The organism is Chryseobacterium sp. SIMBA_038, from assembly GCF_046535115.1.
Lineage (GTDB): Bacteria > Bacteroidota > Bacteroidia > Flavobacteriales > Weeksellaceae > Chryseobacterium.
On record NZ_JAWRXH010000313.1, the window covers coordinates 1 to 254 of the forward strand.

The following is a 254-nucleotide window of genomic DNA, read 5'->3' on the forward strand; positions in this document are numbered from 1 at the left end:
GGAAAGGAGACTAATTGATGTAAAGGATAAAAAATTATATATAGAATACAATAACTCATTTGAAAACAGACCCATCATTGTCTTTTTACATGATTCACTAGGTTCTGTACAACTTTGGAGAGATTTTCCGGTTATATTATCCGAGGCTGTACAATGTAATGTCCTTGCTTATGACCGGTTAGGATATGGAAAATCCAATCCAATGTCTACCCATGAAAGACCGGTTAATTATATGGAACTGGAGGCAGATTTAC

1 protein-coding gene is annotated in these 254 nt (G+C 35.0%); it reads left to right on the forward strand.

What is annotated here, in order from left to right; translation table 11 throughout:
- Nucleotides 1-254, forward strand: a 254-nt coding sequence (locus SB689_RS23705) for an alpha/beta fold hydrolase (RefSeq protein ID WP_410694488.1), incomplete at both ends; no start/stop codon positions are given.